This window comes from Ralstonia sp. SET104 (assembly GCF_003851545.1).
In the GTDB taxonomy this organism is placed as follows: Bacteria; Pseudomonadota; Gammaproteobacteria; order Burkholderiales; family Burkholderiaceae; genus Ralstonia.
The window spans coordinates 111,948-136,976 of sequence record NZ_BHVX01000005.1 but is presented as its reverse complement, the minus strand read 5'-3'; the positions used below and the strand labels follow the sequence as shown (position 1 = coordinate 136,976).

The following is a 25,029-nucleotide window of genomic DNA, read 5'->3' as shown; positions in this document are numbered from 1 at the left end:
CACCTGACAGTCCTTCAGCATGTAACACGCATCGCAAGTCGAGGTTAACCAGCCACAGCGTATCAACCGCATGTTCACCTTGTGCAGCAAGACCCTCGGGGGGGGAGATATGAAGACGAACCAAAAAACCAATGTCGCCACTGTCGCGCTACGTAGCGCACAGGTCCTCGGCAGCACACGCATGCTCGTCCTGGCGAGTGCCGCCGGCGCCATGCTCTGCATGCCGCCGCACGCGACAGCACAAACGGCCATGGAAGCAGGTGCCGTAGCCAAGTCCACCACGGCGCCGGTCGTGATGCAGTCTCGCGCCGGCGCATCCGCACCGGTGCAGATGACGATCAGCATGAACCCGGCGCTGGCGACTGCGCCGGTGGCGGACGTACGCGGGCCGAACTGTACGGGCGCCGTGCGCGGCGAGAGCAGCGTGGTGGTGCCGGTTGGCAAATCTTCGCTCATCTCGCTGCCCGAACCCGTGCGCAATCGCACCCTCGGCAATCCGGCCGTGGTGCAGGCCACCATGGTTTCGCCGCAATCCATGTATCTGCTGGGCCGCAGCGTAGGCACCACCAACATGATCGTGCAGGGGCGCAGCGGCGCCTGCAGCATCGTCAATGTGGTGGTCAACGCAGATGCCGGTGGCTTGCAGACCTCGCTCGCGCAGTTGATGCCCGGTGAAAACAAGATTCGCGTGATGACCGCGGCAGACAGCCTGGTGCTGGCTGGCAACGTGTCGAGCGCACAGGCCGCGCAGCAAGCCATGGAAATCGCACACGCCTATGCAGCCTCCGCACAAAGCGGCGCGGACAAGGGCGGCGGTGCAGCGGGTGCACTCGGCGGTGGAGGCGGAGCCAGCAACGGCGGCGCTAGCGTCATCAACATGATGATCGTGGATACGCCACAGCAGGTCATGCTGGAAGTCAAGGTGGCGGAGGTGTCGAAGACCGTACTGAACCAACTGGGCTCGGCACTCAATATCCAGGGCGGATTCGGCTCCTGGAGCGGCGGCCTCTTGACCTCCCTGCTGACAGGCTCATCCACCGGGTTCTTTGCCAACAAGGCGAACAACCGGCCCTTCCAGGCGCAACTGGACGCCCAGAAGAACGACAGCCTGGTGAAGATCCTTGCGGAACCGAACCTCGTCACACTCAGCGGGCAGGAAGCCAGCTTCCTGGCGGGCGGCAAGATCTACATTCCGGTCGCGCAGAGCAGCAGCTCGGGTGGCGCGCCCACCATCACCTTGCAGCAAGAGGAGTTTGGTGTCGGCCTGAAGTTCACACCAACCGTGATGGCCAATGGCCGCATCAACCTCAAGGTGGCGCCGGAGGTGTCGGAACTCTCGCCCACGGGCGCAACTGTCACCGGTGCCAACACGAACGGCCAGACCATCCTCCCGCTCATCACCACGCGGCGTGCTTCCACCACCGTGCAGATGCGTGACGGCGAGAGCTTTGCCATCGGTGGGCTGCTGCAAGACAACGCTCGCGGCTCGCTGAAGGCACTGCCTGGTGCGGGTGAAATCCCCGTCCTGGGCACGCTGTTCCGCAGCACGCAGTTCCAGCATGATCTGACGGAGCTGGTCATCGTCATCACGCCGCGACTGGTGCAGCCGATGCAGACGGCTTCGTACCCGCTGCCGACGGACAGCTTCTCGACGCCCAGCGAGCTTGCGGTCTACCTGACGGGCAACATGGAAGGCTCCGGCGCCAAGAACCGCGCGGGCAAACCGGCACCGGCTGCTGCACCCGCAACAGCACCACAGGCACCCGCCCAGGCACCGAGCGCACCCGCTGCGCCCAGCTCGCAGGCACCGATGCCCGCTCCGGCTGCACCCGCTCCGGTGGCTCCGGCCACCCCTGCCCCGCGTGCTGAGGTGAGCACCGCCCCACCCACGCAGCCTGCAAACGCTACGCCGGAACCACCCGCCGCCACGCTGCCGGTTGCGGAAACCGCGCCCGCCACAACACCGGCCCCGGCGCCCACGGACGACAACGCCGCACGGGTCGCCCGAATCGAAGCCACTGCAGCGCGGCTGGCCCAGGCCAGAACCAAGACGCAGGGCAGGCAGACGGCCGTGGCCGACACGACCACAAACCCGCAGACACGCTAACCCGGGAACCATGTGGAGATATGCCATGAACACCACTCTTAAACGCCTGCAACGCGCCGCACTCGTGATCCTGGCTTGCCAGGCCCTGACTGCCTGCATGACAACCACACCCAACTGGGACAAACACTTCGGCGAGGCCGTCACCAGTGTCAAGCAAGCCCAGGTGATCAATCCTGACGCACCGGCCGGGTTGCCCGCGCTGGATGGCTACGACGGCAAAGCCGCGGTGGCCGCCATGAGCAACTATGACCGCTCGATGACCCGCTTCTCTGCTGGGGGGGGTGGCACTGGCAGCGGTGGGTACGGCGGATTCAGCGGCAGTGGATTCGGCGGTAGCGGGATGTCCGGCGGCTTCTCACGCTGACAGCGCATGGCGGGTGCCCACACAGCGCCCGCCATCGCCAGCCTGATAGCCGGCCGGCCCATGCGCGGCCCGATGCAGCGACATACAGAACACACGATTGAACGGGGAGCTTTGCCATGCTCAAGATCTTGATTGCGTCCGAAAACGGCGAGCGCCTGGCGGACCTTGCACGCCTGGTGGCCGCCGCCGGCAACTACCAGGTCATGCGCCTGCAGGCCGCGCCGGGCAGCCTGTCTACGCATGCTTGCCAACTGCGCGGCGCCGATGCGCTCGTCATCGACCAACCCAGCGGTGGCGCCAGCCAGATGCTGAGCATCGAACTGTTGCGGCAGCAGTTCTCTGATCTGCCCTGCATCCTCGTCACGCAAACCCAGGAGCGCGACGACCTGATTCGCGCACTGCGCGCCGGCGTCAGTGACGTCCTGACCTGGCCGCTGGAGCGCGCACAACTGACGACGGCGCTCACCCGGTTGGAAACCCACCACACCCCGAGAACGCGAGAAGAAGCACGCGTGATCGCCTTCATCTCCAGCAAGGGTGGCGCCGGCTCCAGCTTCATCGCCAGCAACGTCGGCTACACGCTGGCCGCGCACGAACACAAGCGCGTGCTGCTGATCGACCTGAACACGCAGTTCAGCGACACGCACTTCCTGGTGAGCAACAAAACGCCGCCTGCCACGCTGTCCGAAGTGTGCGCACAGGTCGACCGCCTGGACGACGCATTCCTGGAAGCGTGCCTGACACGCGTGGCGACGGACTTTGACGTGCTGGCCGGCGCGAGCGATCCGATCAAGGCGGGCGAGATCAAGAAAGACAAGATCGAGTACGTGCTCTCGCTGGTGTCACCCGTCTACGACTTCATCCTGGTGGACGTCGGGCAGGCGATCAACCCGCTGTCGATTGCGGTGCTCGACCATTGCGATCAGATCTGCGTCGTGGCTCAGCCGACCATTGCCTTTGCCCGCACCGGGCGGCGCCTGCTGGATATCCTGCACGGGCTGCACTACCCGGCAGAGAAGCTGCGCATTCTGGTCAACCGGCATGGCAAGCGCGACGAGCTGTCACGCAGCACGCTGGAGCAGGTCTTCGGCCAGAAGCTCTTCCATGTGCTGCCTGAGGACGCGGCCGCGGTGGATGACTCCATCTGCCAGGGCATGCCCATTGCCCAGCATCACCGCGGCAGCGCCATGGCCAAGGCGCTCATGGCCCTGGCCGGCGTCTTCGCCACGGCACGTGAGAACGATCGTCACGCATCGCAAGAGAAGGGCTTCTCCTTGAGCAAGTTTTTCACGCGGGCCAAGACCTCGTCTCCGAACATTGCCTGAGTTTCTCCTGTCCATTTCGCCAGTCAGACGGAGCCCACCATGTCGATCCGCGAACAACTCTCCCGCCCGGACCACGCACCGCTGTCCATGAACGGACACACGCCGCAACACCATAAGGTGGCGGGCCATCCGGCCTACCGGGACTTCAAGAAAACCGTGCACGAGGTGGTGCTGGACCGCGTGGATCTGGAACGGCTGGCCCGCTTCCCGACCGAGCAGGTGCGCCACGAGATCGGCACCCTGGTCAACAACATCATCGACGAGGAAAAGCTGCTGCTCAACGATACCGAGCGCCGGCAGATGACCACCGATGTGTATGACGAGATGTTCGGCTTCGGCCCGCTCGAGCCGCTGCTGCACGATCCGACGGTATCCGACATCCTGGTCAACACGGCCAAGCAGGTCTACGTTGAACGGCGCGGCAAGCTGGAACTCACCGACGTCACGTTCTACGACGATGCGCACCTGATGAAGGTGATCGAGAAGATCGTATCGCGCGTGGGCCGCCGCATTGACGAAACCAGCCCGATGGTGGATGCGCGCCTGCCCGACGGCTCGCGGGTGAACGCCATCATTCCGCCTTCGGCCATCGATGGGCCGCTGCTGTCGATCCGCCGGTTTGCGACCAACCCGCTGCAGGTGTCTGACCTGATCGAACTCAAGACACTCACGCCGCCCATGGCCAAGCTGATGCAAGCGCTGTCGCAAGCCAAGGTGAACGTGCTGGTGTCGGGCGGCACGGGCAGCGGCAAGACGACGCTGCTGAACATCCTCTCGGGCTTCATTCCGGCCGACGAGCGGATGGTCACCATTGAAGATGCCGCTGAGCTGCAGTTGCGCCAGCCACACGTGCTGCGCCTGGAAACGCGCCCGCCCAACATCGAGGGCAAGGGCGAGATCACGCAGCGCGCATTGGTGCGCAACGCCCTGCGCATGCGGCCGGACCGCATCCTCCTGGGCGAAGTGCGTGGCGGCGAGGCCCTGGACATGCTCAACGCCATGAACACCGGCCACGAAGGCTCGCTCACCACCGTGCACGCCAACACCCCGCGCGATGCTCTGACCCGCATGGAAAACATGGTGAACATGGCGGGCCTGAACCTGCCGCCCAAGACGATCCGGCAGCAGATCGCCTCGGCCATCACGGTGATCATCCAGGTGGCACGGCTGACCGACGGGCGTCGCAAGGTGATCAGCATTCAGGAGATCACCGGCATGGAAGGTGATGTCATCAACATGCAAGAGATCTTCACCTTCCAGCGCACGGGCATTGCGCAAGACGGCGCGGTCAAGGGGCACTTTCGCGCCACGGGGGTCTATCCGAAATTTGCCGAACGGCTGCGCGTGTTCGGGGTGGGCTTGCCGGATGAGACCTTCGACCCTGCAAGGCATTTCGAGGCTTAGCGGTTGACACCAGAGCCACTGCAAGCCTGATCCACGCGCGATCCAGAAACGGGGGCACCCTAAATGAACGAAATCTTCTACGCGTTCGCAATCCTGCTGTTCGCGGCCGTCGTGCTCTGCATCGAGGGGGCCTACCAGTGGTGGAACAACTACCACGGCCCCGAGGCCAAGCGCGTTGATGCCCGCATCCGCGCGCTGTCCGCGGGGGGGCATGTCGGCACCGAACAGCTCTCGATTCTCAAGAAGCGCCTGCTGAGCGAATCACCCCAGTTCCAGCGCTGGTTGATGAGCCTGCCCCGCGTGAGCATGGTCGACCGCTGGCTGGAGCAATCCGGCAGCGCCTGGTCGGTCGCACAGCTCCTGGGGTACACCGCCGTGATTGGCGTTGGCGTACTGGCGGTGGGTGCGTTGCTGCCAGTCCCGTTTGGCATCGTGACGGCGGGTGCGCTGCTCGCGTCTGCACTGCCGCTCTTGCACATCGCATCGCTGCGGCACAAACGCCTGAAGAAGCTCGAAGCACAGCTTCCCGACGCGGTAGACATGATTGCGCGTGCGCTGCGCGCCGGCCATTCCTTCGCCAGCGCGCTGGGCATGGTCGGGCAGGAGATCAAAGAGCCGATGGGCCCTGAGTTCCGCACCGCATTCGAAGAGATCAACTACGGCGTGCCGCTTGACGAAGCCTTGACCAACCTCGCCAAGCGGGTGCCCGTGAATGACCTGCGCTACTTCGTGATTGCCGTGCTCATCCAGCGCGAAAGCGGCGGCAACCTGGCTGAGATTCTCGACACCATCGGCAACCTCGTGCGCGAGCGCCTGAAGCTGTACGACAAGATCCGCGTCCTGTCAGCCGAGGGGCGTCTGTCGGCATGGATTCTCGGGCTGCTGCCCTTCTGCACGGCCGGCATGATCCTCATCGTCAATCCGGACTTCATGAAGGTGCTGTGGACAGACCCGATGGGCCTGAAGATGATTGGCCTGGCGCTGTTCAACATGGTGATGGGGCTGATCTGGATGCGCAAGATCATCCGCATCCGGGTCTGACGAACGTGCGACATACAGCACGACTGATGACCTGACCTGACAACGCGACTTCGTTTTCTTGGGGGGAGACGATCATGCAAGCGCTCTATTCCGATCAGTATTTCATCCTGGCCCTGATCTTCGTGGCTGCCTTTGGCGGCGCACTTGGGATCCTGCATCTGTTCTCTGCGAACCGCGCACGCGGTCGGGTGCAACAGATCGGCGGCCAGACCGTAGGCGCAGACCTGGCTGGCGGCTCCGACCATGCCTGGGTAGAGAAACTGGCCACCTGGGCCAAACCGGTCTCGCAACTGTCGTTGCCCAAAGACGGCTGGGAGAACTCGCAACTGCGCATCCGCTTCATGAATGCCGGCTGGCGGCAACCGTGGGCGCCGTCGCTCTACTTTGGCGTGAAGACGGTGCTGGCGATCCTCTTCCCGCTGGCGGCGCTGCTGGTGCTGAGCAGCCGGCCGGAACATCACGGCCAGGAGGTGGTCCTGGCTGTTCTGGGGCTGCTGAGCGCCATCGGGTACTACCTGCCCAATGCGGCACTGGCACGCAAGGTCGAACATCGTCAGCGCGACGTGTTTGAGGAGTTTCCCGACATGCTCGACCTGCTCACGGTATGCGTGGAAGCCGGGCTCGGCCTGGACGCCGCCATGATGCGCGTGTCGGACGAACTCGCACTGCGCTGCCCCGTGATGGCCGAAGAAATGGAGCTCACGCTGCTGGAACTGCGCTCCGGGTTTCCCAAGGAAAAAGCGCTCACCAACCTGGCGCTGCGCACCGGTGTAGAAGACGTCGACCGGTTTGCGTCAATGCTGATCCAGGCAGACCGTTTTGGTACCAGCCTTGCGGACTCGCTGCGCGTGCTGTCCGACATGCTGCGCACCAAGCGCCGCATGCGTGCCGAAGAACAGGCCGCAAAGATTGCGCTGAAGCTGCTCTTCCCGCTGATCTTCTTCATCTTCCCGACGCTGCTGCTGGTGTTGCTCGGCCCAGCGTTCATCCAGATCTACCGTGTGCTGCTGCCGACCATGACAGGCTCTGGAGGCTGACGACACACGCGCGCAAAGATAACTGGCAGTAAAGGCCCCCGGACTATCACCTGGCGTATGTGCTAGCGCGGTGGTCCTGTTCCCGGACGCGCGCCGGGTTTTTTCCTTTGTATCCCGGTGGCTGGTTGGGCTTGGGCGACCCGGCCCGGAATCTGTTCAAGGTCTTGTGGATTGTTGTGCGAGCGTAGATGGTGCACCGCTTGGGTCTCGCCTTCCGCTAAGAATGGAACCTGGCGGTATGCCTGTCATGCCTTGTACAGCGGCATTGCGTCTGCGCACGTCGACTTCGAAGTCAGCGCCCGCGTTCAAGGGTCTGGACTTCGCCTTGGAGGTTCTGGACTTCGCCTTGGAGGTTCTGAACGCCGGCTTCGGGGTTCTGGAACCTCTACCTCTGGGTTCTGAACCCTGACATTGGGGTTCTGAACCTCAACCCTGAAGTTCTGAACCCCGAGGTAGAGGTTCTGGAACTGCGACTTTGGGGTTCTGAACTTCAATCACGAAGTTTGAGCTTGGGCCAGCGCGAGCACACAGCGCCACGGGTGGTGCACGGCCGGTTTGGCCGTGTCTGCCCAGGATGGCGCCTTGCTTTGCTGCCTTTCTGTGGCAACACAAAGAAAGTACGTCAGCCCCGGCAGGGAATGAAAAAGAGGATGGGCCACCAAGCAGCCCATCCCCCAACAAGAAACAGAAACAGCAAACCAGACCAGCAACAAGACAAGAAACCTCAGGAGCAAACACCACTGCTATTGGGATCCTGCCCCATGATCTCCCGCGGCAAGTAAGTGGAAAACCCCGGCACAGCCAGCCGCGAAAATCCAATCCAGGTGGCCGGCGAGTAAGGCGCTACCGTCATCCCAGTCACGCTGACTGCGACACCGCCACAGCTCGTAGCATCACAACTGGTGCTCACCGCGCCACTGGTGTCGTACCACTGCACTGACACATTCGCAGACGTGAGCGTCGGCAGAATGGTCTGCATCTTGCTCAACACAGAGGTCGATCCCTGCCCGCACACCACCGCCTGTCGCGCGCCCCAGCGCGTCGCCTCACCCACGGCGTTCCAGGTAAAGAGAATGCGCCCAAAGTCGAGGATGCCAAGCAGCATCGTCAGAAAGAGCGCCACCACAATGGCGAACTCAACCGCCGTCGTTCCTTTCTGATGCTTATTCATAGGACTGCCTCATGGTCACTGAGATGTTCCCAAACGGGAACGAGGTGATCGACCCTTTGCCGCCCGCGTAGAAGCGCAGAAACGCCATCATGTCGATCACCGGATTGAACGTGTAGCCCGAGATCGTGACGGTGACGGTATTGATGGCCGGGTTGGTCCCTTGCGCAATGTTGGACGTGCAGCTCGTGTTGGATGCATCGCAGATGAAGACCATGCTCGACGTCAACCCCGGCGCCAGCGGCGCTTGCGTGCTACCGACCGTCGGCGTGCCGTAGACCGCCAGATTCGTTGCCGTTGTATAGGAGGTCGTGCTGCCGGCGGCTTGCGTGCTCAGGTAGCGGGTGGCATCTCGTGCGGCCTTGGCCAGGGTGTTGTACGTGTAGATGGCCCGGCCAAACTCCGTCACCGCAAAGGTGATGGCCAGCAGCAGGCTGAGCATGATGGCCAGTTCAACCAGTGCCACGCCACGCTGACGCTGACGTTGCGACACTCGCTCTCGTTGTCGTGTCTTCATGGCGCGCTCCTATTGCACCAGTGCCGGAACCAGAGGGCCTGCGCTGCCCCCAGCCAGACCACTGGGTGAGCATGGGCTGCTGGTGCTGCCTGCGTTGCCCAGAAACTCGAACTGCGGCGTGTTGTGGACGCCGTCAATGGGCTGCAGCATCAGCATGCAGGCGTAGTCGATGATCTTCGACGAGGCGGAAAGCACGGGCACCAGGACGATGCGCCGGTTCACGCCGTAGGTGGCAAGGTCGCCGCTGTTCCCGCTGGTGGCGAGGTTCTTGTAGCCGCCGTTGACGTTGAGCCCGGTGATCTTGTCGCCGCCGTTGACGCTCGTACCGGTGTCGTCGTAGTTGGCGTAGGCAAGCCGTTTGCTCTTGAAGTTGGCAGCGCTCTTGTCCGAGCCCGATGCCGGTGTGCCGCTGTACGCGTTCTGCGGCACGGTGTTCGTCCAGTTGCTCGACGTGTAGGAATAGCCCGTGAAATCGGGCTGCAATTGCGACGCGTTGGACTTGTTCTTGTAGATACCAAAGCGCCCGTTCCAGTTGTCGTCAACGGATACTTTCGCACCAGGTGTGCCCAACTGATCGCCGACCCTGGAGTTGCAGTAGCCCTGATCCATTTCGGTTTTGGTCTCGTTGGCATTGGTGGAGCCGTCGAGGTTGTACCAACCCATCTCCCCAGGTGTGACGGAGCCGCCGGCATAGAGCATGCTGACCCACTCACCAATCTGGAAACCGTAATTGGGTGCCGTGCCGCCGGATTTCGGGAGCAGGCCCACCGGAATCGGGCATGTGCTCTGTGCATGCACACGCGTGGCCACCGCCAGCGCAGCAACAGCGTTGCTGGTAGCGCCACCAACGAACTTGATCAGGCGCGCCGTGATCCCGCTCTTGGTGTGCGCGCACTTGACGTAGCTCGACGAGTTGGACGCCACGCCGGCCGCACTGTAGGTGCCGTTCAGCGCCGTGCTGAACGTAACGTCAGCATTGGCCAGCGATGCGGAGGATGCCTGGTAGACCACACGGTTCGCATTGCCCGCCGTCAACCCGGCACTGGTCGCCCGTGTCAGCGCGTCCGATGCACCATCCAGTTCCTGCGCCGCAGACAAGGCGCAGCTATCCACCGCTGACTGAAGCTCCGTCTTGGCCACAAACAAGCCGCTCAAGTCGATCACCAGGCCCGCCATCCCCAGCAACACGGCAAGGATCAGGCCGACCATCGGGAGCACCGCCCCTCGTTCTCTCTGTTTGGTATGCGCACGCATATGCCTTCGCCTCCGCCGGTGTGAATGGCTATCGGGCGTTGTACTGACTACCTGCCCCGACTCGCCGGTCGTTTGCAGGTCTCCCCGTCCCTTATCGTCAGTTGTAGCTGCCACAAACGCAGTCCGAAACTGGCCGTAGGTATGATTCAGCGATGAAACGCGAAGCCGCCTGGTCGCTTGCATTGCGGGCGGTTTGTGCAGGCAGCCCATGTGGCCCTCTGCTAGCGGAACGTCCAGAACCGATGCAATACAAAGGTGAGCGGCGGCACCACCGACAGGATGGCCGCGAGCCCCGCCCAGTAGCTCAGGCCCAACGTCTGGGCCAGCCACGAGATCGCGAGCGTCAACGCCAGGCAGAGCAGTGACACGGCATAGAAGCGCAAGAAATTGGCACGCGCCGGCGTGGCCGAGAAGCTCCACAGCGCGTTGAGCAGGTACGAGCAGACGTTGGCGCAGACGAACGCTACGCCATTAGCCGTTACCTGAGAGGCAGAGAAACCGTTGATAAGTGTGGTGACAATGGCCACGTGCACACCGGTGGCGACCACACCAGAGACCCCGAAGCGGAACACACGGACCACCATCATGCGATCCGGCAACCGTTGCACAAGCGTTGGCGGCAGCACACCCGCCAATGCGTTCATGACGCCTGATTCTGCGTGTCGCATGATGTCCCCCCGCCCCTCTGCCACCATTCTTGGTGGCGCGAGACAGAGGAGAAATCGATCAAACGGATGACGAAGCCGCCGGGAATTGGACGAGCGGGACGATCAGGACGGGCAGGACGGGCGGAGCGTGCGACGCGTCAGTCCGCGTCATTGTTGTCGCTGCCGCCGTGGGTGCGGTCAAAGCGGCGCAGTGTATCGATGCGCTCGCGCGTGAGCGGGTGCGACGAGAAGAACGCCGAGGCATCGTCATCGCTGGCCGCATCGGATTGTTTCGCAGCATCAGCCTTGCGCGTGCCGCCATGCGTGTCCTCCAATGCCTGCAGCACATCGGCAAACGCGCTGACAGACAAGCCGTTCTCCTGCAGCAGCCGTGCGGCATAGTGATCAGCATCACGCTCGTAGTCGCGCGAATAGCGCAACGTCAGCAGCGCCGCCGGCACGCCCGACAAGATAGTCGACACATCGCCAAACAGCAGCGCGGCCGTCGCCCCAATGGCCGATGACTGGATCACCTGACGCAGCCCGTGGCGATATTCAACGTGGCCGGCCTCGTGTGCCAGCACGCCCGTCAGGCCATCGCCCTCACCCACGAGCTTAACCAGCGCATCGGTCACGACAATGTCGCCACCGGGCAACGCAAATGCATTGGCACCGATGGCGCCATCACGAAAAACGATGTGATACGCATGCGTGGCCTGCGCCGGCCTGTGCAACGCCGCAAAGCGTGCGCGAATGCGATCCTGCTGCGCGACGGGCAGCTTGCTGGGCTTGAGCCAGCGCTCGTCCATTGCGGACAGCGTGCTGCGCCCGAGTTGCGCTTCTGCGCGTTGCGGCACCATGCCGGCCACCACCTTGGCGCCCCACGGCAGACCGTAGCGATACCCCAGCACCAGCACCAGCACCATGGCCGCCAGTGCGCCCAACGCCAGCTTCCAGCTGTTCTGCGCGTGCACCACCCAGCCTTCCTGGTAGCCAGTGCGATGCAACAGTGCGTTGAGCGCGGCCTGCTCGGCCGGGTCCGTGATCTCGCAGAAAGCGCCGTCCTCGAACGTGATCAAGCGCGGCGCATGCTTGACACGCTCTGACACGCGCAGCGTAGAAAGCGGTGCGTGGCGCAACGCGGTGCCGTCGGGGTCGAACAACACCGCCTCGCCCGCCTCCACGGCAAGGCGCACGGGTTGCGCGCGCGAGGTGCGGCCGTCGAAATAGGTGGCGAGAATCACGGCGCCTGCCTTTGCCTTACAGCGCGATATCGATGTCGTACCAGTCCACCGTGGCATCGCCCAGGGCGCTCACCTTGGTGGTCTCACCGGCAACGAAAGTATCGAGCGAACCCGCCGCGAGCATCGTCACCGAGCCGAGCTTGTAACGCGCTGTTCGCACACGTGCAAACGGCGTGAACAGACCGATGGTGATGACGGTCAACATTGCGTTCGACACGAAGATCCAGAACAGCTTGCCGGCATTCACCTGGCTCTGGAACCGGTGTGCACCGAGCGTGGTGTGGTTCCAGATCACGTTCTGCAGTTGAGCCAGAACGTACGGCGTCAGAAACAGCAGCGACGCATACATGAACACGCCGACCACAATGAGCCCGAGAATCTGCGCGGGGCCCGGCGCACGGACCAGCGACACGCCCAGCAGCATGGACAACACACCGGCCACCACAACCGCAAGAATGGCCAACCCGAACGCACGCAGATAGATGCCGTAGAAGTTGCCGGGTGTGCCCGAAAAATCGAACGCCGCCGTACCAAAGCGCGTATTGCGATGCTGATAGCGCTTGAAGCGCTGGTGCGCCAGCGGTGCCAGCAGGTACAGCGAGAACACGCTCAGGATCGGCCACACCAGAAACACCATATAGCCCTCGGCATCTTTACCCGTGAAGGCAAAGCGCAGGCCGCGGTAGCTCGAGTTGGCCATGCGAAAGCGCAGTGAGCGCACCAGCAGCCACGGAAATGCGGCCGCCATCAGCACAAGAAGCGCCAGCCCCAGCACCGGCGACGAATGGCCGAGCAGGTTGAATGCCAACGCCAGCACGAAGATGATCGCGCGGCCCTTGAGAATGGCGTACGGGCTGCCGTGGTAATCAAAGCTCGAACCGGCCAACTGCGTGTTGCGATAGAAATACTGCAGCGTGCGCACCTTCGCCCACGCCGAGTAGATGCCCAGCGTGACGATGGTCAGCAGCAGGTTGATGATCCAGATGCGGAAGTATTCCGAGCCGCTGCCAATGAAGCGCAGACACAGAGGCTGCGGGGCAGCCGGAGCGGGGGCGCTGCCCAGGACGGACTCGCGTGCGATGTCGTTCATCTGTTTTCCCTTCCCTGAATTGTTGTTGTGCCCCGCTTCAGGTCGCCTATAGACACTTATGGACGCCGAGGCTCGCGGGTGGGCCGATTGTAGCCAAGCCTGCTGTATTGCAGCGTTAACGTCGTCTTAACAAACCGGGCAACAAAAAACCCCGCAGGCTCGCACCCACGGGGTTTTTGTTTGGAACAGCCGCCTCGAAAGACGGACGCTCCGGGGATTGCCGGACAGGCAAATTACATCATGCCGTCCATACCGCCCATGCCACCCATGCCGCCCGGCATTGCCGGAGCTGCATCGTCCTTCGGCAGTTCTGCCACGGCGCAATCCGTGGTCAGCATCAGCGAAGCGACCGAAGCGGCGTTCTGCAGCGCGGTGCGGGTCACCTTGGTCGGGTCCAGCACGCCCATTTCCACCAGGTCACCGTACTCGCCGGTCGAAGCGTTGTAGCCGTAGTTGCCCTTGCCAGCGATCACGTTGGCAACAACCACCGAAGCCTCGTCGCCAGCGTTCGTGACGATCTGGCGCAGCGGCTCTTCCATGGCGCGCAGCACGATCTTGATACCGGCGTCTTGGTCAGCGTTGGAACCCTTCAGGCCGGAGATCAGCGCACGGGCACGCAGCAGTGCAACACCGCCGCCAGCCACGATGCCTTCTTCCACGGCAGCGCGCGTTGCGTGCAGTGCATCTTCCACGCGGGCCTTCTTTTCCTTCATTTCGACTTCGGTGGCAGCGCCAACCTTGATCACGGCAACACCGCCGGCCAGCTTGGCCACGCGCTCTTGCAGCTTCTCGCGGTCGTAGTCCGAAGTTGCTTCTTCGATCTGGGCACGCACTTGCTTCACGCGTGCTTCGATGTTGCGAGCGTCGCCTGCGCCATCGATGATCGTGGTGTTTTCCTTGCCGATTTCAACGCGCTTGGCTTGGCCCAGGTCGTTCAGGGTTGCCTTTTCCAGCGTCAGGCCGACTTCTTCAGCGATGACCTGGCCGCCCGTCAGGATGGCGATGTCTTCCAGCATGGCCTTGCGGCGATCGCCAAAGCCCGGCGCCTTGACAGCGGCGGTCTTCAGAATGCCACGGATGTTGTTCACCACCAGCGTTGCCAGGGCTTCGCCTTCAACGTCTTCAGCGATGATCAGCAGCGGGCGGCCAGCCTTGGCCACTTGTTCGAGCACCGGCAGCAGGTCACGGATGTTGCTGACCTTCTTGTCGAACAGCAGCACGAACGGGTTGTCCAGTTGGACAACTTGCTTTTCCGGGTTGTTGATGAAGTACGGCGACAGGTAGCCGCGGTCGAACTGCATGCCTTCCACGACATCCAGCTCGTCGGCCAGCGACTTGCCGTCTTCCACCGTGATCACGCCTTCCTTGCCCACCTTGTCCATGGCTTCAGCGATGCGCTGGCCGATGGATTCATCGCTGTTGGCCGAGATGGCGCCAACTTGAGCGATTTCCTTGCTGGTGGTCGTCGGCTTGCTGATCTTCTTCAGCTCTTCCACAGCGGCCGTCACAGCCTTGTCGATGCCGCGCTTCAGGTCCATCGGGTTCATGCCGGCGGCAACGTACTTCATGCCTTCGCGCACGATCGACTGAGCCAGCACCGTTGCGGTGGTGGTGCCGTCACCGGCGTTGTCGCTGGTCTTGGAAGCGACTTCCTTGACCATTTGCGCGCCCATGTTCTGCAGCTTGTCCTTCAGCTCGATTTCCTTGGCGACCGACACGCCGTCCTTGGTCACGGTCGGGCCACCGAAGCTGCGCTCCAGCACCACGTTACGGCCCTTCGGGCCCAGGGTCACCTTCACTGCATTGGCGAGAATGTTCACGCCTTCAACCATCTTGGCACGTGCGGCATCGCCGAACACTACGTCTTTAGCTGCCATCTTGAGAATCTCCGAGATCTTTGGATGTTGCCCGCGCGCTCACTCAGTAAGCTGCGCCGGCAATGAGGATTGCGTTACAGGTAAGCGTTGCGCCTAAGCGTGTGCTTACTTTTGCACCACAGCCATGATGTCTTCTTCGCGCATGACCAGGACTTCCTGGCCATCCACCTTGACGCCCTGGCCGGCGTACTTGCCGAACAGCACGCGGTCGCCGACCTTCACGTCCAGCGCAATCGCGGTGCCCTTGTCGTCTTTCTTGCCCGGGCCGACGGCCAGCACTTCGCCTTGGTCCGGCTTTTCTGCGGCGGCGTCAGGGATGACGATGCCCGAAGCGGTCTTCGTTTCGTTGTCCAGGCGCTTCACGATCACGCGATCATGCAAGGGACGCAGGTTCATACAAACTCCTCAATGCAAAGTGAGTGTTTATTCACAAAACGCGCCGCAGAACGCGGCGCATCGGGAAAGCATCGTGGACTGGAGACACTTGTTAGCACTCCTGTCCGGCGAGTGCTAATTATAGGGACGGGCTATTACGATTTCAAGAATGGGAAATCGCGGAAGTTGTTGTCGAGATTCACTCAACGCTGAACTTTGTTCACTCGACTCTGAACTCTCCGACAAAGGTCGCCGTGGTCAGAGACAAAATATCCTTCTGTTTCAAGCAGTTATCGAGTTATTGAATCGTACGCCACAGCACAATACGTGACACAGCTACGCCCGGGATCCCAACACTGCTGGGATAAGTCTGGCCTCTTAGACCCTGCTGTAAACCCTAGGCTTGGCCATCAGAGCCCGCAAATAACAAGGGGGCCCGTCATGCGGACCCCCTAGAGAAGACGGGAACGATAAGCACAGCGGGACTCCGCCCGACCAATCCCTGCCCATCGCATGCTCTTTTCGCCGCTTTACTTCGTGAGCTTGCAACGTCGCCGCAAATCCGTGAACCGGCTGGATCAGTTGGGACTCTCGATGGACCGGAAGTTTGGTCAGCTTGTCCAGGTGGCGCTGTCGCGCGCCGTACTGGCAACCGAATACAGCGCGCCCGGCGCGTTGCGCGTCTTCTGGAAGTCGGCCAGCGATTGCCCGCGCATGGCGGCATAGATGTGCAGGTTCGACACGCCTACCACCGCACCCAGCTTCTCCAACAGGAAGAAGATCACACCGTAGCGGATCAGGCCCCGCCAGTCGCGTTGCGTGATGAGGTCACGCTCTTCCGTGCTCAGGCCAGCTTCCTCATAGGTGGCCAGTGGATCGGCAAGGAAGCGCTCGCGGAATGCGGGCTCGATCAGCTGGTGCAGGTAGCGGTTGATCCGGTAGGCGCGCACGCTGGTTTCCAGCGTGAACGGATACGTGCCTTCGATGGCTTCGATACCGCGCAACTGGTGGCCGATGTGCTCGCGCTGGCGCTGCGCGCGTGCGGCGAGCATGGCGGAGTTGTCCGCCGCTTCGTTCTCGTACACGGCCACGGCGATGCAGGTCATGGAGGGCAGGTAGTAGTCGCGGTGCAGGCACTTCATGCGGCTGGACATGGCGCCACGCATCACCATCCACATCACGACTTCTGCGCTCTCGAAGCCGCCAAGGCGGGCGTAGTCAGCATGGGTGAGTTCGAGCAACGCTTCGGGGTCTGACTCGAAGAGGTCGAGGAAGGTCTTGTCCCACTCTGTGTTGTTGAATCCGGCGCGCTCGCCGTGCACTTGGTGCGACAAACCACCGGTGGCGACGATGGCCACGCGCAAGTCTTCGGGGTAGCTCTCGACCGCGCGGCGGATCGCCTGACCGAGCTTGTAGCAGCGCCGTGCCGAAGGCGCCGGAAACTGCAGCACGCCCACCTGCAGCGGGATGATCTTCGTCGGCCATTCAGTGGCATGCGGCAGCATGACGGACAGCGGCGAGAAGCAGCCGTGGTCGAGCGCCTTGTCCTGGAAGAACGACATATCGAACTCGTCGGCCACCAGCGACGCGCCAATGTGTCGGGCCAAACCCGTGTGCCCGGCAATCGGCGGCAGTTGGCGCGGGCCGCCACCCTCATCGGCCGGCGCGTAGGACTCGCCGATACCCAACGCGAACGCTGAGTAGTGATCGAAGAAGAACGACGTGACGTGGTCGTTGTAGACGACGAGCAGCACGTCGGGCTTGGCCTGCGCCAGCCACTGCGCCACCGGCGCGTACGCCGAGAAGATCGGTGCCCATACCGGGTCTTGCTGCTTGGCGGCATCCAGTGCGAAGCCGATGGTGGGAGTATGGGAAGACGCGATCGCGCCGATGATGGTAGCCATGGAATGCAATCAAACAGTGACGGCGCGCGGCTGCGCCTTGGTGGAAACGATGGACAGCGCCGCCAGTGCCGCAGGGATGGCGAGGATGGCGATTACCGCGCTGAAGCTCCAGCCCAGCGTCAGCAGCACGCCCCCGGCCATCGAGCCGGTGATGCTGCCGAAGCGGCCGATGCCCAGCATCCAGCTTACGCCGGTGGCGCGCACCGCGGTCGGGTAGCACGACGGCGCAAACGCGTTGAGCCCGGTCTGTGCGCCGCTCATGCAGAAGCCGGCGGCCAGCACGTAGAAGGCGAACAAGGACGAACTCACGCTACCCGACGACAGCAACACAATCCACACGGCACCCAGCAGGTATGTCGTACCGATCACGCGGCGCGGCGCCACGCGGTCCATGAAAAAGCCCACCACAAGCGCGCCCACCGTACCGCCCAATTGGAACAGCGCCGTCAGGCTGGCTGCGCGTTCAATCGGCAGGCCGGCGTCCTTGATGAGGGTGGGCAGCCAGCCGCTCAACAGGTAGATCACCAGCAGGCCCATGAAATACGTCACCCACAGCGCCAGCGTGATGTTGCGATAGCTTTGCGAGAGCACGGTGCGCACCGGCTGCGACCCGGTCACCGCCGGCTCGCTGACGGTGAAAGTGGTGTCGACGGCAATCTCGGCACGGCAGACGCGGCGCAGTGTCCGGGCGATACGCTCAGCCGGGAAGGCCTTGACGACCATGAAGCGCGCCGACTCCGGAATCAGCAGGAGATACACGGGCACACACAGCAGCGGGATTGCGCCACCGGCCAGTAGCACCGCGCGCCAGCCGTGGTGCGGCAGGATCGCTGCGGCGAGAAAGCCGATCAACGCCGAGCCCAGGTTGAAGCCTGTGAACATCGTCGCCAGCAGCATGCTGCGCGAGCGCTCGGGTACGTATTCGGAGAGCAGCGTAGTCGTGCTTGGCATGGCTGCGCCCAGGCCCAGGCCGGTCAGGAAGCGCAGTGCAGAAAGCTCCACCGTGTTGTGCGCAAACGCGCTGGCAAGGTTGAACAGCCCGAACAGTGCGACGGAACCGATCAGCAGCTTCTTGCGTCCGAAGCGGTCGGACATCGGGCCTACCAACAGCGCGCCGATCGCCAAGCCGATGGGCGCGGCGCTCATCACCACCCCGAAGGCCGCTTTGGAGATGCCCCATTCGCGCGTGATGCCCGGCGCAAGAAAACCCATGATGGCGACGTCCATGCCGTCGGTCGTCACGATCAGAAAGCACAGGCCGAGCAATAGCCACTGATAGCCGGACATGCTGCGTTCATTGATATAGGCCCGAATGTCGAGCCGCTGGTTGGTTGTCATGCCGTCTCCTGGTGAACCACTGGCGGGTTCTTTTTTGATCGAAACACTAATTGCCGCAGATGCGACAGAACGTGAAGGCGGGCTTCACGGCAACGGCAGTCTACGTAGGCAGGGGCGACGGTGTATTGCTTTCTGGCGGGGCCCGCGTTGCTGTTTACTTATTGCGGTTGGGCGACGGCATATCCGCCGCGCGCCGAAGAGCGGGCCCGCATACAGTGAAGATCAGCGCCAGTCGTGGCTGAGCCGGCGGATGGCACTGAGCAGTGCATCAGCACCGGGCGAGAGGCGTGCGCCTGTGCGTGTGGTCAGCCCAATGCTGCGCGCCATATCGGGCATCGGCAGGTCAAGCGCGCGCAGCCAACCAGCTTCGATCTCGTAGTGCAGCTGATACGCCGATAGCGCCGTGACCATGTCGCCGCGCAAGAGCAACCCGCGCACAAGTGCAAGATCGCCGGTTTCCACCACGGGCTGTGGCGGCGGCAAACCTTGGCGCTGAAACACGGCGTCCAGAGCCCCGCGCAACGGTGAAGCCGCGCGCGAGAGCACCCAGGGGTAGCCTTCCAAATCGCGCAATGTGAGTTTGCGGCCAGTACTGCGACGCTGGGCAAGCGGGTGCTCCGCACGCACGATGACCGAAATTCGGTCGTTGAAGAGCGCTTCCGTGGTCAGATCTTGCGTGGCCTGCGGGCGCAACGCGCCGAGGATGAAATCGATGCGGCCGCTGAGCAGGCCGGCCGTCAGCTCTTCGTAGGGGCTTTCCAGCGAACTGAAGCGCAGCTTGGGGTGCATGGCGTGCACTTCGGCCATGGCTGCTGGCAGCAGTTGCGTGCGTGCCAACGGCAGCGCGCCAATGGTGATCGCGCCTTCCAGCACGCCCTGGAGCGCAGCAATGTCGGCATGGATGTGGCGCAATTCGGCCAGCACGCGCTCGAAGCGCACGATCCAGCGGCTGCCCGTGTCGGTGGGCAGCATGCCGCGGGCGGTGCGGGCAAACAGCGGTTGGCCCAGTGCATCTTCCAGCCGTGCAATGGCTTGGCTTACCGCCGATTGGGAGATGCCGAGTGACGTAGCCACGCTCGGCATGTGGTGCACCTCTGCCAGCAATGCCGCCGCCTGCAACCGGCGCTCGTTGTGCAGTGCCTCCAGGCTGGCGATTGGCACGCCTTGACGCGTGCGCAGTCGCATCGCGTCTTCGCGCACTTCCTTGAGCGTGGCTTCGATTTCCTGCGCGCGCATGAGCACGATCTCGCCGGCGCGCGTGAGCAGCATGCCGCGCCCCTTTCGCTCGAACAGCTCGGCGCCCAGCGCCGCTTCCAACGCCGCCACCGAGCGCGCAATGGCCGACGACGCCCGATGCAGCGTCTCCGAAGAACGCCGAACACCGCCTGCCGCCGCAACGCCGGCAAAGACATGGAGATGATGCAAGCCGATGGTCTGCATGGTGCGCGCTGTCCTGGTTCGATAAGAAGATTAGAACAGTGGACCCGCTACATGGCAACCCAGGCACACAAGCAGCCACCGATACTCCGAGCACCTGTTGCTCTGCTGCATTGCTGCCATGACGTTCAAGCTCGCTTCCGATCTGCACGCCATTCCTTGCATCCTGATGCGAGGAGGAACATCGCGTGGGCCGTTCTTTCTGGAGCGCGACCTGCCCAGCGACATTGTGGCCCGCGATCGAGCCCTGCTGGCCGCCATGGGCAGCCCCGACCCACGCCAGATCGACGGACTGGGCGGTGCGCATCCGCTCACCAGCAAGGTCGGCATCGTGGCGCGAGACACCTCTGGACGGGCTGATCTGGCCTTTACCTTTGCGCAGCTGCAGCCGAATGCCGACACCGTCGACACCACGCCCAACTGCGGCAACATGCTCGCCGCCGTGGTGCCCTTTGCGCTGGAGACTGGCTTGATCGCGGCCAGCAATGACACCACCCGCGCCCGCGTGCTGACCCGCAATACCGGCATGGTGTGCGACATCACGGTACCCACGCCCGGTGGTAAGCCGCAGTACGCGGGCGATGCGCGCATTGACGGCGTGCCCGGCACTGCGGCGCCGATCGTCATCGATTTCCTCGATACGGCGGGATCGGTGTGCAGCGCGATGCTGCCGACCGGCAACACGCTCGACACCATTGAGTTTGACGACCCCACCACCGGCACATGCCGCGCCATCCACGTCACCTTGATCGACAACGGCATGCCGATGGTGCTGATGCGCGCGGCAGACCTTGGCCGCACCGCCGCCGAAAGCGTGGCGGCATTGAATGCCGACACGCCGCTCAAGCGAACGCTCGAAGCGCTGCGCCTGGCCGCAGGCCATGCGATGGGTCTGGGCGACGTGACTGACAAGAGCTACCCGAAGATGTGCCTGCTTGCTGCACCGCGCGAAGGCGGCAGCATTGCCACGCGCTGCTTCATCCCGCGCGTGTGCCACGAGGCGATCGGTGTGCTGGCGGCAGTCACCGTGGGCACGGCGTGCGTGCTGCCCGGCACGGTGGCCGATGGCCTCGCGCACATGGCCAGCCCCGGCCCCGTCCATTCCATCAGCGTCGAACACCCGACTGGTGAGTTCACCGTCGAACTGGAAACCGACCCCACCCAACCGAACGGCATTGCGCGCAGCGCACTGGTGCGGACCGCGCGTCCCATCATGCGCGGCGAGGTGCTGATCCCTCCTGCGGCCTGGTCCGCGAACGATTGAACGCAACCTCATGATCATCGATTGCCACGGGCACTTCACCACCGCCCCCAAAGCCCTCGAAGACTGGCGCAAGCGCCAGATCGCCAATCTTGCGACGCCGGAACTTGGCCCCTCGCCAGACGAACTGCAGATCAGCGACGACGAGCTGACAGAAGCCATCCGCGTCAACCAACTGCGCCTGATGCAGGAGCGTGGATCGGACCTGACGATCTTCTCGCCGCGCGCGTCGTTCATGGCGCACCACATCGGCAGTTTCGAGACGAGCGCCACGTGGGCAGCTATCTGCAACACGCTGTGCCATCGTGTGTCGCAACTGTTTCCAGAGTACTTCGTGGGCGCGGCCATGCTGCCGCAATCGCCGGGCGTGGACATCGCCTCATGCATCCCAGAGCTGGAGCGCTGCATCGTCGACTACGGCTTCGTCGGCGTGAACCTGAACCCGGACCCGTCGGGCGGCCACTGGACCTCGCCGCCGCTGTCCGACCCGTACTGGTTCCCGATTTACGAGAAGCTGGTCGAGTACGACGTGCCCGCGATGATTCACGTGAGCACGAGCTGCAATGAGTGCTTTCATACCACCGGCGCGCACTACCTGAATGCCGACACCACGGCCTTCATGCAAGTGCTCACCAGCGATCTGTTCCGTCGCTTCCCGACGCTCAAGTTTGTGATTCCACACGGTGGCGGTGCGGTGCCGTACCACTGGGGCCGCTTCCGCGGGCTGGCGCAGGAGCTCAAGGTGCCACCGCTCAAGGAACACCTGCTCAACAACGTGTTCTTCGACACTTGTGTCTATCACCAGCCAGGCATCGACCTGCTGACCAAGGTGATCCCGGTCGACAACATCCTGTTTGCCTCCGAAATGATTGGTGCCGTGCGCGGCATCGATCCGGAAACGGGTCACTACTTTGACGACACGCGCCGCTACATCGACCAGGCGCAGAGCCTGTCGGCGCAAGACCGCTACCAAATCTACGAGGGCAACGCACGGCGCGTGTACCCGCGCCTGGACGCGCAGCTCAAGGCGCGCGGCCAGCATGGCCAGTCCGCCCTCGCCACTGCAGGAGAACTCGCATGAGCACCGCCAACAATCTTCTCGGCGTGGTCCACCGCCGTATCGAGCGCGCACCAGCCGACGTGGTGGCCGCGCTCTCGCAATTCGGCGTGGCGACCGTGCATGAGGCCATGGGCCGCATCGGCCTGATGAAGCCGTATATGCGCCCGATCTACGCCGGAGCACACGCCTGCGGCACCGCCATCACCGTGCTGCTGCAGCCGGGCGACAACTGGATGCTGCACGTGGCCGCTGAACAGATTCAGCCGGGCGACATCGTCGTCGCTGCATGCACGGCTGACAGCACCGACGGGTTCTTCGGTGATCTGCTGGCCACCTCGTACCGGTCGCGCGGCGCTGCGGGCCTCGTCATCGACGGCGGCGTACGCGATGTCAAAGACCTGACTGCGATGGGCTTTCCTGTCTTCAGTCGTGCCGTACATGCCAAAGGCTGTGCGCGCGCCACGCTGGGCTCGGTGAACGTGCCGGTGGTGTGCGCCGGCGCGCTGGTCAACCCGGGCGATGTGGTTATCGCTGACGACGACGGCGTGGTGGTCGTGCCTGCTGCATCCGCCGCTGCCGTGGCTGACGCTGCCGCCACCCGCACTGCCAACGAAGACGCAAAACGCGCGCGCTTTGCCGCCGGAGAGCTGGGCCTGGATATGTACTCCATGCGCGAGCCGCTGGCGCGCGCAGGACTGCGCTACATCGACTAGGCAGGTCGTCCCATCGCTCTTGTTTCCCTGTCCGCAGCGCTTGCAGTCGGCGCGGCGGATGGCTTTCTGCATTCCACGACTGCACACCCATACCTACTCAAACATCAGGAGACCATCATGAACACCCACGTCAGCGGAGGCATTCAAACCAACGCCTCCAATTCCCCAAGCCTGAACGCCACGCTGCGCGCCGGTGCGATGGCTGGCTTGGCAGGCGGCATCATCATCTGGATCTATGAAGCGCTGATCTGGGTTGGCGCGCAACATCTCATGCCGCTGGCAGGCATTCCCCGCAATGCGACGGGACTGGTGTTCGGCAAAGCCTTCCAGGAGTCGATTGGCTTCGGGGCGTATGTGATCGGCACGGGCGTCCACTTCGTGTTTGCAATGGGCTGGGGGGTGCTGTTCGCCATGATCTGGCCGTACTTCCGCAAGCGCGGGTATGAAGCCACTTTCGTGGCGCTGTTCTACGCCATCGTCGCGTGGATCGTGATGCATGTCGCGATCGCCATCGCGGGCGACAACCACCCGAACTATCTGGATCCGGCCGTCATCATCGGCGGGTTCATGTCGCATTTCTTCTTCACGGTGCCGCTGGCGCTGATCGTGAAGCGGCTGCTGGCGCCGCAGCCAGGCCGCTGAGCCAGAGGCACAGCGCCTGTTTCAAAGCCATAAAAAATCAACGAGGAGACATCACAACATGAAGATGAAGTGGAGTGCCATGCTGGCCATCGTGGCCATGGGGGTAGTTGGTGCACAGCAAGCCAGCGCGCAGTCGTCCCAATCATCCGTCACGCTGTACGGCGTGCTGGATGTATTCACGGGTTATCAGACCGCCACGGTGGGGGGCAAGAGCACGTCACTGTCGGTGCTTGGCAGCAACAGCGAGATGACAAGCCGCTGGGGCTTGCGCGGATCGGAAGATCTGGGCGGCGGGTATCGCGCGACCTTCAATCTGGAAAGCGGCTTCGACCCCAGCTCGGGTCAGGTTCAGAACTCGTACCGGCTGTTTGATCGGCAAGCGTGGGTGGGCATTGCCGCGCCGTTTGGCGAGGTGCGCGCCGGGCGGCAGAACTCGGCCATGTTCTCGTACTCCGGCAACATGGATGCCTTTGCCGCAGCCACCTACGGCTCCGGCTACAACAACTTCGCCAACTGGCTGGCCCGGGTCGACAACGACATTGCCTATTACTCGCCCAAGTTTGCTAACACGCAGGTCGAGTTGCACTACTCCGTGGGAGAACAGGCGGGCTCTCTGGCCGGCAACGCGGTGTATCAGGCCGCAGTGCAGACGCAGCAGGGTCCGGTGTACTTCGCGCTGGCTTACCTCAATGCTGCCAATGCCGCGCATACCAACCGGGTGCAGGAGTACATGGCCGGCGGCAACGTCGACTACGGTCACGGCAAGGTCTACTTCGCATTCTTCCGGGCAAACGAAGTCATTTCTTCCACCACGGGCAATGTGCTGACCAACCCGGCGGGCAAGTACGACCCGGCGGTCGGCCCGGTGGGCAACGTGGCGGGCAACTACCACAACACGTACTCGTTGTCGGCCGACTACCGGATACTGCCGACGCTAACGGTGGGGGCCGGCTACGCCACCATTCGCGATAGCTCTCCGCTGAGCAACAGCGCGTGGCAGGTCAGCGGCATCGTCAACTATGACCTCTCCAAGCGAACGCGGCTCTATGGCGTGATCTCGCGGCTGAAGAATGACAACACTGCGCGTTTCAAGATGGCAGGTGCCAGCATCACGACCGGGACGTTCCTGACGCCGGACGGGGGCCAGGGCGAGACCGGCCTGCAGATTGGCATTCGGCACATGTTCTGAGCGTCAGTTCAGGGCAACTTCCAGAGCAATCTTGG

At 63.1% G+C, this 25,029-nt stretch carries 22 protein-coding genes; 11 read left to right on the top strand and 11 right to left on the bottom strand.

Annotation, left to right across the window (positions count from 1 at the left end; all coding sequences use genetic code 11):
* Window positions 1-109: 109 nt before the first annotated feature.
* From PSUB009319_RS08525 to PSUB009319_RS08500, 6 genes are all read left to right on the top strand, one after another.
* A complete protein-coding gene (locus PSUB009319_RS08525; protein ID WP_124381805.1) occupies window positions 110-2,107 on the top strand; it encodes a type II and III secretion system protein family protein in 1,998 nt (665 codons plus the stop codon).
* A 25-nt stretch (window positions 2,108-2,132) separates the two neighbouring features.
* A complete protein-coding gene (locus PSUB009319_RS08520; protein ID WP_124381804.1) occupies window positions 2,133-2,471 on the top strand; it encodes a hypothetical protein in 339 nt (112 codons plus the stop codon).
* A 116-nt stretch (window positions 2,472-2,587) separates the two neighbouring features.
* Window positions 2,588-3,796 (top strand): AAA family ATPase, encoded by a 1,209-nt coding sequence (locus tag PSUB009319_RS08515; RefSeq protein WP_124381803.1) that lies wholly within the window; start codon window positions 2,588-2,590, stop codon window positions 3,794-3,796.
* Window positions 3,797-3,883: 87 nt separating this feature from the next.
* Complete coding sequence (locus PSUB009319_RS08510) at window positions 3,884-5,200, top strand: CpaF family protein (protein WP_260392923.1); 1,317 nt, start codon at window positions 3,884-3,886, stop codon at window positions 5,198-5,200.
* A 63-nt stretch (window positions 5,201-5,263) separates the two neighbouring features.
* Window positions 5,264-6,241 (top strand): type II secretion system F family protein, encoded by a 978-nt coding sequence (locus PSUB009319_RS08505; RefSeq protein WP_124381801.1) that lies wholly within the window; start codon window positions 5,264-5,266, stop codon window positions 6,239-6,241.
* A 74-nt stretch (window positions 6,242-6,315) separates the two neighbouring features.
* Complete coding sequence (locus PSUB009319_RS08500; RefSeq protein ID WP_124381800.1) at window positions 6,316-7,278, top strand: type II secretion system F family protein; 963 nt, start codon at window positions 6,316-6,318, stop codon at window positions 7,276-7,278.
* A 724-nt stretch (window positions 7,279-8,002) separates the two neighbouring features.
* Here PSUB009319_RS08500 and PSUB009319_RS08495 read toward each other — a convergent pair.
* From PSUB009319_RS08495 to PSUB009319_RS08445, 11 genes are all read right to left on the bottom strand, one after another.
* Window positions 8,003-8,449 (bottom strand): TadE/TadG family type IV pilus assembly protein, encoded by a 447-nt coding sequence (locus PSUB009319_RS08495; RefSeq protein WP_124381799.1) that lies wholly within the window; start codon window positions 8,447-8,449, stop codon window positions 8,003-8,005.
* Window positions 8,442-8,939 (bottom strand): TadE/TadG family type IV pilus assembly protein, encoded by a 498-nt coding sequence (locus tag PSUB009319_RS08490; RefSeq protein ID WP_124381936.1) that lies wholly within the window; start codon window positions 8,937-8,939, stop codon window positions 8,442-8,444. Before PSUB009319_RS08490 ends, PSUB009319_RS08495 begins: the two co-directional genes overlap by 8 nt.
* Before the next feature lie 33 nt (window positions 8,940-8,972).
* Complete coding sequence (locus tag PSUB009319_RS08485; protein WP_124381798.1) at window positions 8,973-10,217, bottom strand: TadE/TadG family type IV pilus assembly protein; 1,245 nt, start codon at window positions 10,215-10,217, stop codon at window positions 8,973-8,975.
* Between the two features lie 221 nt (window positions 10,218-10,438).
* Window positions 10,439-10,885 (bottom strand): GtrA family protein, encoded by a 447-nt coding sequence (locus PSUB009319_RS08480; RefSeq protein ID WP_124381797.1) that lies wholly within the window; start codon window positions 10,883-10,885, stop codon window positions 10,439-10,441.
* Window positions 10,886-11,022: 137 nt separating this feature from the next.
* Window positions 11,023-12,108 (bottom strand): M48 family metallopeptidase, encoded by a 1,086-nt coding sequence (locus PSUB009319_RS08475; RefSeq protein ID WP_124381796.1) that lies wholly within the window; start codon window positions 12,106-12,108, stop codon window positions 11,023-11,025.
* A 16-nt stretch (window positions 12,109-12,124) separates the two neighbouring features.
* On the bottom strand, window positions 12,125-13,198 hold the full coding sequence (locus PSUB009319_RS08470) for a YjgN family protein (protein WP_124381795.1): 1,074 nt from the start codon (window positions 13,196-13,198) through the stop codon (window positions 12,125-12,127).
* Window positions 13,199-13,431: 233 nt separating this feature from the next.
* Entirely contained in the window at window positions 13,432-15,075 is a 1,644-nt protein-coding gene (gene groL, locus PSUB009319_RS08465; RefSeq protein ID WP_124381794.1) for a chaperonin GroEL, read from the bottom strand.
* A 105-nt stretch (window positions 15,076-15,180) separates the two neighbouring features.
* Complete coding sequence (groES, locus tag PSUB009319_RS08460) at window positions 15,181-15,471, bottom strand: co-chaperone GroES (RefSeq protein WP_124381793.1); 291 nt, start codon at window positions 15,469-15,471, stop codon at window positions 15,181-15,183.
* A 590-nt stretch (window positions 15,472-16,061) separates the two neighbouring features.
* On the bottom strand, window positions 16,062-17,354 hold the full coding sequence (locus PSUB009319_RS08455; RefSeq protein WP_124381792.1) for a gallate dioxygenase: 1,293 nt from the start codon (window positions 17,352-17,354) through the stop codon (window positions 16,062-16,064).
* A gap of 9 nt (window positions 17,355-17,363) precedes the next feature.
* Window positions 17,364-18,692, bottom strand: coding sequence for an MFS transporter (locus PSUB009319_RS08450; protein ID WP_124381791.1), 1,329 nt, complete (start codon window positions 18,690-18,692; stop codon window positions 17,364-17,366).
* 222 nt (window positions 18,693-18,914) lie between these two features.
* Entirely contained in the window at window positions 18,915-20,132 is a 1,218-nt protein-coding gene (locus PSUB009319_RS08445) for a LysR substrate-binding domain-containing protein (protein ID WP_124381790.1), read from the bottom strand.
* 118 nt (window positions 20,133-20,250) lie between these two features.
* Between PSUB009319_RS08445 and PSUB009319_RS08440 the strand changes: the two genes are divergently transcribed.
* The 5 genes from PSUB009319_RS08440 to PSUB009319_RS08420 all read left to right on the top strand — a co-directional run bounded on the left by PSUB009319_RS08440 (window position 20,251) and on the right by PSUB009319_RS08420 (window position 24,994).
* On the top strand, window positions 20,251-21,393 hold the full coding sequence (locus tag PSUB009319_RS08440) for a 4-oxalomesaconate tautomerase (protein ID WP_124381789.1): 1,143 nt from the start codon (window positions 20,251-20,253) through the stop codon (window positions 21,391-21,393).
* A 10-nt stretch (window positions 21,394-21,403) separates the two neighbouring features.
* A complete protein-coding gene (locus tag PSUB009319_RS08435) occupies window positions 21,404-22,471 on the top strand; it encodes an amidohydrolase family protein (protein ID WP_124381788.1) in 1,068 nt (355 codons plus the stop codon).
* Window positions 22,468-23,163 (top strand): 4-carboxy-4-hydroxy-2-oxoadipate aldolase/oxaloacetate decarboxylase, encoded by a 696-nt coding sequence (gene ligK / locus PSUB009319_RS08430; protein WP_124381787.1) that lies wholly within the window; start codon window positions 22,468-22,470, stop codon window positions 23,161-23,163. The genes PSUB009319_RS08435 and ligK overlap by 4 nt, the downstream gene beginning before the upstream one ends.
* 117 nt (window positions 23,164-23,280) lie before the next feature.
* Window positions 23,281-23,805 (top strand): hypothetical protein, encoded by a 525-nt coding sequence (locus PSUB009319_RS08425; RefSeq protein ID WP_124381786.1) that lies wholly within the window; start codon window positions 23,281-23,283, stop codon window positions 23,803-23,805.
* Between the two features lie 58 nt (window positions 23,806-23,863).
* Window positions 23,864-24,994, top strand: coding sequence for a porin (locus PSUB009319_RS08420; protein WP_124381785.1), 1,131 nt, complete (start codon window positions 23,864-23,866; stop codon window positions 24,992-24,994).
* Window positions 24,995-25,029: the final 35 nt, after the last annotated feature.

Bases quoted from the DNA above. Each gene is read 5' to 3' on its own strand.
- PSUB009319_RS08455 (WP_124381792.1), bottom strand. From the start codon at position 17,354: ATGGCTACCATCATCGGCGCGATCGCGTCTTCCCATACTCCCACCATC.
- ligK (WP_124381787.1), top strand. From the start codon at position 22,468: ATGAGCACCGCCAACAATCTTCTCGGCGTGGTCCACCGCCGTATCGAG.
- PSUB009319_RS08470 (WP_124381795.1), bottom strand. From the start codon at position 13,198: ATGAACGACATCGCACGCGAGTCCGTCCTGGGCAGCGCCCCCGCTCCG.
- PSUB009319_RS08450 (WP_124381791.1), bottom strand. From the start codon at position 18,692: ATGACAACCAACCAGCGGCTCGACATTCGGGCCTATATCAATGAACGC.
- PSUB009319_RS08440 (WP_124381789.1), top strand. From the start codon at position 20,251: ATGACGTTCAAGCTCGCTTCCGATCTGCACGCCATTCCTTGCATCCTG.
- PSUB009319_RS08435 (WP_124381788.1), top strand. From the start codon at position 21,404: ATGATCATCGATTGCCACGGGCACTTCACCACCGCCCCCAAAGCCCTC.
- groL (WP_124381794.1), bottom strand. From the start codon at position 15,075: ATGGCAGCTAAAGACGTAGTGTTCGGCGATGCCGCACGTGCCAAGATG.
- PSUB009319_RS08485 (WP_124381798.1), bottom strand. From the start codon at position 10,217: ATGCGTGCGCATACCAAACAGAGAGAACGAGGGGCGGTGCTCCCGATG.
- PSUB009319_RS08495 (WP_124381799.1), bottom strand. From the start codon at position 8,449: ATGAATAAGCATCAGAAAGGAACGACGGCGGTTGAGTTCGCCATTGTG.
- PSUB009319_RS08505 (WP_124381801.1), top strand. From the start codon at position 5,264: ATGAACGAAATCTTCTACGCGTTCGCAATCCTGCTGTTCGCGGCCGTC.
- PSUB009319_RS08525 (WP_124381805.1), top strand. From the start codon at position 110: ATGAAGACGAACCAAAAAACCAATGTCGCCACTGTCGCGCTACGTAGC.
- PSUB009319_RS08500 (WP_124381800.1), top strand. From the start codon at position 6,316: ATGCAAGCGCTCTATTCCGATCAGTATTTCATCCTGGCCCTGATCTTC.
- PSUB009319_RS08520 (WP_124381804.1), top strand. From the start codon at position 2,133: ATGAACACCACTCTTAAACGCCTGCAACGCGCCGCACTCGTGATCCTG.
- PSUB009319_RS08445 (WP_124381790.1), bottom strand. From the start codon at position 20,132: ATGCAGACCATCGGCTTGCATCATCTCCATGTCTTTGCCGGCGTTGCG.
- PSUB009319_RS08425 (WP_124381786.1), top strand. From the start codon at position 23,281: ATGAACACCCACGTCAGCGGAGGCATTCAAACCAACGCCTCCAATTCC.
- PSUB009319_RS08480 (WP_124381797.1), bottom strand. From the start codon at position 10,885: ATGCGACACGCAGAATCAGGCGTCATGAACGCATTGGCGGGTGTGCTG.
- PSUB009319_RS08515 (WP_124381803.1), top strand. From the start codon at position 2,588: ATGCTCAAGATCTTGATTGCGTCCGAAAACGGCGAGCGCCTGGCGGAC.
- PSUB009319_RS08420 (WP_124381785.1), top strand. From the start codon at position 23,864: ATGAAGATGAAGTGGAGTGCCATGCTGGCCATCGTGGCCATGGGGGTA.
- groES (WP_124381793.1), bottom strand. From the start codon at position 15,471: ATGAACCTGCGTCCCTTGCATGATCGCGTGATCGTGAAGCGCCTGGAC.
- PSUB009319_RS08510 (WP_260392923.1), top strand. From the start codon at position 3,884: ATGAACGGACACACGCCGCAACACCATAAGGTGGCGGGCCATCCGGCC.